The organism is Xanthobacter sp. BG11Y11_SDJG (genome assembly GCF_057364445.1).
This window is the reverse complement of record NZ_JBNFNU010000243.1, coordinates 1-6566: the sequence shown is the minus strand read 5'-3', so window position 1 is coordinate 6566 and position 6566 is coordinate 1. Positions and strand designations below refer to the sequence as shown.

At 69.8% G+C, this 6566-nt stretch carries 5 protein-coding genes and 2 pseudogenes; 5 read left to right on the top strand and 2 right to left on the bottom strand.

What is annotated here, in order from left to right:
- The 4 genes and pseudogenes from AC2W7M_RS17345 to recN all read left to right on the top strand — a co-directional run.
- Nucleotides 1-211, top strand: a pseudogene (locus AC2W7M_RS17345) (cell division protein FtsZ); the annotation flags it as partial.
- A 294-nt stretch (nt 212-505) separates the two neighbouring features.
- Nucleotides 506-1441: a UDP-3-O-acyl-N-acetylglucosamine deacetylase gene (gene lpxC / locus AC2W7M_RS17340; protein WP_486133577.1), complete on the top strand. Its 936-nt coding sequence runs from the start codon at nt 506-508 to the stop codon at nt 1439-1441.
- Nucleotides 1442-1765: 324 nt separating this feature from the next.
- Nucleotides 1766-2620, top strand: a complete 855-nt coding sequence (locus AC2W7M_RS17335) for an outer membrane protein assembly factor BamD (protein WP_486133575.1) — start codon at nt 1766-1768, stop codon at nt 2618-2620.
- Nucleotides 2621-2626: 6 nt separating this feature from the next.
- Nucleotides 2627-4345, top strand: coding sequence for a DNA repair protein RecN (gene recN / locus AC2W7M_RS17330; protein ID WP_486133574.1), 1719 nt, complete (start codon nt 2627-2629; stop codon nt 4343-4345).
- Nucleotides 4346-4394: 49 nt separating this feature from the next.
- On the opposite strand, the gene arfB is transcribed toward recN, so the two are convergent.
- A complete protein-coding gene (arfB, locus tag AC2W7M_RS17325) occupies nt 4395-4817 on the bottom strand; it encodes an alternative ribosome rescue aminoacyl-tRNA hydrolase ArfB (protein ID WP_486133578.1) in 423 nt (140 codons plus the stop codon).
- 197 nt (nt 4818-5014) lie between these two features.
- A complete protein-coding gene (gene olsB, locus AC2W7M_RS17320; protein ID WP_486133572.1) occupies nt 5015-6076 on the bottom strand; it encodes a l-ornithine N(alpha)-acyltransferase in 1062 nt (353 codons plus the stop codon).
- A gap of 350 nt (nt 6077-6426) precedes the next feature.
- On the opposite strand from olsB, the pseudogene AC2W7M_RS17315 reads away from it, so the two are divergent.
- Nucleotides 6427-6566: pseudogene (locus AC2W7M_RS17315) on the top strand (cytochrome c biogenesis protein CcdA); the annotation flags it as partial.

Sequence of the window (6566 nt, the reverse complement as noted above, 5' to 3'; positions counted from 1 at the left end):
GAGCGCCGTCGCGTCCCCAGGCGAGCGGCCGATGGAGCGTCCGATGGGCGACCAGCGTCCGACCCTGCCCCAGCGCCCCGGCGATCCGGTCTCCGAATTCGCCAAGCGTCCCGCGCCCCGCCCGGCGGCCGAGGTGCCCCAGCGCGCCATGCCCCGCGACGAGGACGAGCAGCTGGAGATCCCCGCCTTCCTGCGCCGGCAAGCCAACTGAAGCACCGCGTGCGGATGTAACAACAGACCCGGGGCCGCGTCATCGCCGCGGCCCCAATTCATTGATTTTTAATGGTAATTTGAATTTGCACCGCAGTAACAGGCGGTAAGCAAGCGTGATTTGGCGCCGCAGCCTCATCCGACTACGGTTCACCCAACGCCTCGGGCGATTCCCGGTTCCGCCGTTTCCGAATTATTCGGGAAAGATCGGCGAAAGTGGGAACGCAAGGTGATGTTTTGGGGGAGGGAAGTGGGCAGCCTTCGGGTGGCCTTTCCCTTAAGAACGGTGCGGAACATGCAAACCACGCTCGCTCGTGAGATCACCCTGAAGGGGGCCGGCGTCCACGCCGGGGTCGAGGCGACCATCACTCTGAAGCCCGCGAGCGCCAATACCGGTATCGTCTTCGTCCGTTCCTTCGCCGACCAGTCTCCCCGCAAGGCCACCGTCTCCCACAAGTCCGTCCAGGCCACCGACCTCGCCACCGTGCTGGGCGATCGCTCCGGCGCCCTCGTTTCCACCGTCGAGCATCTCCTGTCCGCCTTCGCCGGCCTCGGCGTCGACAATGCGACGGTCGAGATCGACGGTCCCGAGGTTCCGATCCTCGACGGCAGCGCCGCCGACTTCGTGGACGCCATCGACGACGCGGGCGTGGTCGAGTTGCGCGGCCGCCGCAAGTATCTCAAGGTTCTCAAGCCGATCCGGGTCGAGAACGGCGCCTCCTTCGGCGAGCTTCTCCCCTACGACGCCGGCTTCCGCCTCGAGGTCGAGATCGACTTCTCCCACGACCTCATCGGCCGCCAGCGCTTCGCCGCCACCATGAACCCTTCGGTGTTCCGCCGCGAGCTGGCCTCCGCCCGCACCTTCGGCTTCCTGAAGGACGTGGAGCGCCTGCGCTCGGCCGGCTATGCCCGCGGCGCCGCGCTGGAGAACACCATCTGCCTCGACGAGGCCGGCGTGCTCAATCCCGAGGGCCTGCGCTTCGACGACGAGTTCGTGCGCCACAAGGCGCTGGACGCGGTGGGCGATCTGGCGCTGGCCGGCCTGCCGCTGCTGGCCCGCTACCGCTCCTTCCGCGGCGGCCACAAGCTGAACTTCGCGGTGGTGGACGCCCTGCTCGCCGACCGCTCGGCCTTCGCCGTGGTCGAGGAGGCCGCCCGTCCGGTGCGCGACACGGTGGGTGTCGACATGGGCGTCTCCGCCCCGGTGCCGGTGTTCGCTCCGGACGTCTGATCGCTCCGGGCGTCCGAATTTTCGAACCGCGTTTCGTCAAACCTCCTCGCCCGGCGGCGCCCCCGCCGGGTTTTCCTTTTGGGTCGTGCGACGGGCGCAAGTGTGGCCGTGGCGACACGCTTTGCCCAAGGAAATGCTTTGCCGGCCGGATGCTGCCACAATACCGGCCGAAAAGTCCCCTACCCGCATCTGCGGCAAGGCGCGGGCGGGCCGAAGGCCGAGAGCAGAGCCGGGGGGCGGGGGCGATCGCGGCGCGATTTCCTTAACCCCGAAGCTTCTATAGAAACGCAGCAGCCGAACGGCGCGGCACGGAAACGGATCGTGATGCCATCTTCGACCGAAGCTCACACGTTGCGCGCGGGCCTCAGGAGCCTCCTGTGCGCCGTCTCGCTGGCCTGCGCCCTGGTCCTGTCGGCCTGCGCCAGCGACAAGGACGAGGTGCTCCCTCCCGACGAGCCGGCGGAGAAGATCTACAATGAGGGCCTGACCCTCCTGCGCCAGCAGCGGCCCGACCAGGCGGCCACCCGATTCGAGGACGTGGACCGCACCCACCCCTATTCCGAATGGGCCCGCAAGGGCCTCCTGATGGCGACCTATTCCTATTTCGAAGCCGGCAAGTACGACGAGGCCATCATGGCCGGGCGCCGCTACGTGGCGCTCTATCCCGGCTCGCAGGATGCCGCCTACGCACAGTATCTGGTCGCCTCCTCGCTCTACGAGAACATTCCCGACATCACCCGCGACCAGCGCAAGACCCGCCAGGCGCTCGAGGCACTCGAGGATGTGGTGCGCAAGTATCCCAACACGGAATACGCTGCGACCGCCAAGAGAAAGATCGAGGTGGCCCGCGACCAGCTGGCCGGCAAGGAGATGATGATCGGGCGCTACTATCTGGAGCAGCGCAACTACACGGGCGCCATCAACCGCTTCAAGGTCGTCGTGACCCAATACCAGACCACCCGGCAGGTGGAGGAGGCCCTCATGCGCCTCACCGAGGCCTACATGGCGCTCGGCGTGGTCAGCGAGGCGCAGACGGCGGCCGCGGTTCTGGGCTATAATTTCCCCGACAGCCCGTGGTACAAGGACGCCTACAAGCTGGTCTCCTCGGGCGGCGCCGCACCGCAGGAGAACAAGGCGTCCTGGATCAGCCAGGCATTCAAGAAGATGGGGCTCGGCTAAAGGTCCATGCTCTCCTCGCTCTCGATCCGGGACATCGTCCTCATCGAGAAGCTCGATCTCTCCCTTGCGGACGGACTGACCGTCCTCACCGGCGAGACGGGAGCGGGGAAGTCGATCCTGCTCGATGCCGTGTCGCTCGCCCTCGGCGGGCGCGGCGACGGCGCTCTGGTGCGACACGGCGCACCGAAGGGTCAGGTGACGCTGGTCTTCGACCTCGCCGCCGGCCACCCCGCCCACGACATTCTCGCCGGCGCCGATCTGCCGGACGAAGGACCGCTCGTCATCCGCCGGGTGCAGATGGCCGACGGGCGCACCCGTGCCAGCATCAATGAAGAGCAGGTGAGCGTGCAGACGCTGCGCCTCATCGGCGCGAGCCTCGTGGAGCTGCACGGCCAGCACGACGACCGCGCCATGGTGGACGCCGCCAGCCACCGCGCGCTTCTGGACGCCTTTGCCGGCCTCTCAACCGCCGCTGCCGGGCTCGGCAGCCTGTGGCGCCTGTGGCGCGAGGCGCTGGAGAACGCCCGCGCCGAGCGCGCCCGCATCGCCGCCGCCGAGAAGGAGGCCGACTTCATCCGCCATGCGGTGGAGGAACTCGCCGCGCTGGCGCCGAAGCCGGGCGAGGAGACGCAGCTCGCCGAGCGCCGCGCCACCATGATGCGCGCCGAGAAGATCGCCGGCGATCTCTCCGAGGCGCTCGATGCGGTGTCGGGCGGGGCCTCCCCCATCCCCGCCCTCGCCGCCGCGGTGCGGCGGCTGGAGCGCCGCGCCGGTGAGGCGCAGGATCTGGTGCGCCCGGCGGTGGCGGCCATCGACGAAGCGCTGAATGCTCTGGAGATGGCGCGCGGGCACCTGGAGACGGCCCTCGCCGACGCCGCCTTCGAGCCGGCGGAGCTGGAGCGCATCGAGGAGCGGCTGTTCGCTTTGCGCGCGGCGGGCCGCAAATATGCGTCGCCGGTGGACGACCTGCCGGCCGTGGTCGCCCGCTTCGCCGCGCAGCTGGAGCGGCTCGACCAGAGCGCGACCTATCTCGCGGGCCTCGAGAAGGTCTCGGCCGACGCCGAGGCCGCCTACCGCGCCGCCGCCGATGCGCTCTCCCACGGCCGCCATGCCGCCGCCCGCCGCCTCGACGATGCGGTGGGGGCGGAACTCGCGCCCCTGAAGCTGGAGCGCGCCACCTTCATCACCAAGGTTGCGAGCGACCCCGCGAGCGCCGGCCCGGACGGCTATGACCAGGTGGAATTCTGGGTGCGCACCAATCCCGGCACCCGTCCCGGCCCGCTCATGAAGGTGGCCTCGGGCGGCGAGCTGGCCCGCTTCCTGCTGGCGCTGAAGGTGGTGCTGGCCGACATGGGCTCGGCGCCGACCCTGGTGTTCGACGAGATCGACACCGGCGTCGGCGGCGCGGTGGCGGACGCCATCGGCCAGCGCCTCGCCCGGCTCGCCGACAAGGTGCAGGTGCTGTGCGTGACCCATGCGCCGCAGGTGGCGGCACGGGCGCGGCACCATCTGCTGATCGCCAAGGGAACGGCGGAGGTCGGGGCGATCGCGGGGGCCGTGGAGACGGCAAGCAACGGGGCCGATCACGAGCCGCCCGTCACCACCTCCGTCGCCGTGCTCGGCACGCGCGAGCGGCGCGAGGAGATCGCCCGCATGCTCGCCGGCGCCACCGTCACCGCCGAAGCCCGGGCGGCGGCGGACCGGCTGCTGAAGACGGCGCGGTAGTCAGGCGGCGCCCCCACTGCGGGCATCGCCTCGACCAAGCTGCTCCCGCTCACTCCTGCCCGGGCTTGTCCTGCCTGAGGCTCTTGACCGCGCCGCGCCGGGCCTTGGCCTCCAGCCGGCGGGTCTTGGAGCCGAGGGTCGGCCGCGTGGGATGGCGCGGCGGGTCCACCTTGAGGGCGGCGCGCACCAGTTCCACCAGACGCTCGATGGCGTCCTCGCGGTTGCGCTCCTGGGTGCGGAAGCGCTGGGCCTGGATCACCAGCACGCCCTCGCGCGTGAGGCGCCGGCCGGCCAAGGCGGCAAGGCGTCCCTTCACCGCCTCCGGCAGGCTCGGGGATGCGGCGACGTCGAAGCGCAGCTGCACCGCGCTCGACACCTTGTTCACGTTCTGCCCGCCCGGCCCGGAGGCGCGCACGAAGGCCAGGACGATCTCCTCCTCGGGGATGCGGATGCGGGGCGAGATCTCGATCATGATTCGCAAGAGCACGCGCCGATCAGGTTGCTACGCAAGCTGATCGGATCACGCGTTCTCTCTCTTTGAGTTAGAGGGCGATCCACCGATCAGATTGATTCAATCTGATCGGATCGCACTCTGGGGTCCGGACCGCCCGAGCATAAGCGGTTCTCCGGCGCCCTGCATGGGCCGCGTCGCCTCCGGACGCAGACGGCTCAGATGGCGTGGCGGTTGGCGGACGGGCCGAAATGCTCCACGTAGCGCGGGCTCAGGGCCGAGACCGGCAGCATGATCAGCACGTCGGTGGTGCCGAACTGGTGGTCCACCACCGCGCCGTCGCCCACATAGCCGCCGAGCCGCAGATAGCCCTTGATGAGCGGCGGCAAAGCGTGCAGCGCCGCCTTGGGGTTGATGTCGGCCTTCGCCAGGCGGTCCATGGCGGTGTAGCGGCGCTCCACCGCGCGGGCGCGCCATTCCTCGGGCGCGCGGGCATTGTGGTGCAGGAAGGAGAGCGGCAGCGCCAGCGCGTCCGGGTCGGTGCCCTCCAGGCTGGCGCAGCCGAACATCACGTCGATCTTGTTGCGCAGGATATAGGTCCACACGCCGTGCCAGAGCAGCTCCACCGTGCGCTTGTTGCGGTAGGGCTTGAGCACGCAGGAGCGGCCGAGCTCCAGGAACCTGAGGCTTGGGTGGGCGGCGATGATGCCGGAGACGTCGAACTCGCCCTGGGTATAGAAGCCGCCGTGGCGCTCGGCCACGTCCTGCTTCAGCAGGCGGTAGGTGCCGACCACCTTGGGCTTGCGGCGCCCGAGCACCACCTTGCCCGCCTCGTGGTCGAGCACGAGGATGTGGTCGCAGATGGTGTCGAAGCTGTCCATGTCGCGGCGGGCGAGGCGCGTGGCGGCGTCGGGCACCGCCGCCATCTCCTCGTAGAACACCTTGTAGCGCAAACGCTGGGCGCGGCGCACGTCGCGCGCGGTGCGGGCGAGCCGCACCTCCAGCGCACCGAGGCGGCCGAGCACCACGCTGTCCTTCAGCGGCACCGCCTCGCGATGGCGGATGCCGGAATAGGCGCGCAGGTCGGTGACGAACTTCTGCGGATCGGGAAGCAGCGGCTTGGCGGCGGCACCGGGCACGTGGGCGTCCCGCTCGGACACGAACGGAAACGCGGCATCCTTGCCGAACCAGGACGGCTGCAACGGCGGCGCGCCCGGAGCCATCGGCCGGCCGGTCGGCGGCTTCAGGCCCGGCCACTTGGCCAGGCTCTCTTTCGCCACATCGATTCCGCGCCCGACCAGCGCAGGAAAATCGAAGCCCGGCTCATTCTGTCCGATGCGCTTCATTGCAACGCCCCCTCCCTCGGGCCGCTGCGGGCGAATTCGGGCTAGCGCCCTTCGCCCCTTCTACGGTCACAAGGGCATCCCGATCTCCCGCCGCCGGCCCTGCGACGGGTCGGTGCCGAGGCCGGCCAAACGCCGGGTGATCGAGAGCAACACCATAGTTTTCCAACGCCCGTGTGACAATCTCCGACGCGCCAAAGGCGCCCCGCAGGAGCCCTCGGCCGGCCGCCCGGTCCCTCGCTCCGCGCCCGCCGCGGCGATCCCCGAAAGGAATGCTCATGGTTTCCATGGCCGACGTCACCCTTCCCCGCCGCCTTCCTCGCCGGCTTCGTGAGCTTCGTCTCGCCCTGCGTGCTGCCGCTGGTGCCGCCCTATCTCGCCTATCTGGGCGGCTCGACCCTCGACGACCTCGCCGGCGCCGAGCCGG

Bases quoted from the DNA above. Each gene is read 5' to 3' on its own strand.
- lpxC (WP_486133577.1), top strand. From the start codon at position 506: ATGCAAACCACGCTCGCTCGTGAGATCACCCTGAAGGGGGCCGGCGTC.
- AC2W7M_RS17335 (WP_486133575.1), top strand. From the start codon at position 1,766: ATGCCATCTTCGACCGAAGCTCACACGTTGCGCGCGGGCCTCAGGAGC.
- recN (WP_486133574.1), top strand. From the start codon at position 2,627: ATGCTCTCCTCGCTCTCGATCCGGGACATCGTCCTCATCGAGAAGCTC.
- arfB (WP_486133578.1), bottom strand. From the start codon at position 4,817: ATGATCGAGATCTCGCCCCGCATCCGCATCCCCGAGGAGGAGATCGTC.